The organism is Pseudoalteromonas arctica (assembly GCF_012927645.1).
GTDB classification, from domain to species: Bacteria; Pseudomonadota; Gammaproteobacteria; order Enterobacterales; family Alteromonadaceae; genus Pseudoalteromonas; species Pseudoalteromonas arctica_A.
Map to the genome: position 1 here is coordinate 1 of NZ_JABBMT010000080.1, position 1,408 is coordinate 1,408.

Annotated in this window: 2 protein-coding genes; both read left to right on the forward strand. The window is 37.2% G+C overall.

Annotated features, from left to right (window positions below; translation table 11 throughout):
- Nucleotides 1–804 (forward strand): transposase (locus tag HHO47_RS18950; protein ID WP_169021693.1); only part of this gene is annotated, 804 nt, incomplete at its 5' end.
- Between the two features lie 375 nt (nt 805–1,179).
- On the forward strand, nt 1,180–1,408 hold a 229-nt coding region (locus HHO47_RS18955), incomplete at its 3' end, for a transthyretin-like family protein (RefSeq protein WP_248291060.1).

The window sequence follows — 1,408 nt, forward strand, 5'->3', positions numbered from 1 at the left end:
ACCTATGACCTATTTAACGAACAGCCTTGTGAAATAGACGTCCGCCCTGATGTTGAAACAGAGCGAGACTTTTTACCGGGTAGTCACACACTTAAAGATACATTATTACTTGCTGATGCAGGGTATTGTGACTTAGATTACTTTGAGCAAGTATCCCAAGATGGCGGCTACTTTTTGGTCAGAGCAAATAAAAACATCAACCCAATCGTTACATCAGCTTATTGCGCGGGTGTAGAGATTAAGGAAAATAATAGTAAACTCAAAACCTTGCTCGAGAAGTATGGTAGTCAGCCACTGGAGTTAACAGTACGCTGGAAGAAAAATGGACCAGAGTATAGGCTTATTTATCTACCCGACAAAAAGCGCCCCGTTTTTCTTGTTACCAATTTAAAAGAAGCCCAGTTTAACTTTGATGAGTTACTCGATATATACGCGACTCGTTGGCAAATCGAGCTACTTTTCAAAGAGCTAAAGTCATGGAATAACCTTAAGGGGTTTATCACACGAGATCCACACATTGCCGAATCACTGGTTTGGCTGAGCATACTGCAAACACTTATCAAGCGTTTTATCTGCCATAGTGCAGCAACTATGTTTAAATGTGCGATCTCGACATTTAGAGCGAGCAAGTGCAGTTATCTTTGGTTGGATGATATTCTAGATTGCATGGAGCAAACACGGTGCAGCCACAAGATACACCGTGTACTAAAGCTACTAGCGGTAAATTGTAAGCGTCAATCCATTGAAAAAGAAAGTGACATTTGCCGTTTTAAAATAGGAAGTTACGCGATCAACGTTCCTTAAGAACTAAGCTATGAATGAGCGATAAATAATGCCAGCCTTTGCTGGCATTATTAGTTTAACCGTTTTTTCTATATATAAAATCTACACTCAAGGCTCTTAAACTAAATGAATACACTATGCCCCGCTATACATTTTTTCTATTGCTGAGCAGCACCTTGTTCATTTGGCATTAATATTAATAATGCCAGTTCATTTGACAGCGATACCCTCGTTATTTATTTTAATTAATTGTCAGTTATCTACTTATAAATTAATTGCATATTTTTTCTTACGCTATAAAATACCTATAATATTGACATGGAATGTGAATACTTTGCGTACAACACAGTTTTTACGCAATGCCTCATAATTCCATTTATAAATTAAGAGGTTCAAATGTCACTCATCGATAAACTCCAATCTTTTAGCGTGAAAATCCAGCCTTTTTTAGATAAATTTGGCGCATATAAAGTGCATTTGTGTCCTGAGGTAAAAGGCCGCTTAACCAATAATGGTGAACCATTAGCCAATGTGAAAATTGAGCGCGGATTATATTTTAGTGATGGTAAAGCAAGAAAAGATAATACATATACCGATTCTCAGGGTAACTTTAATTTTCCTTGTT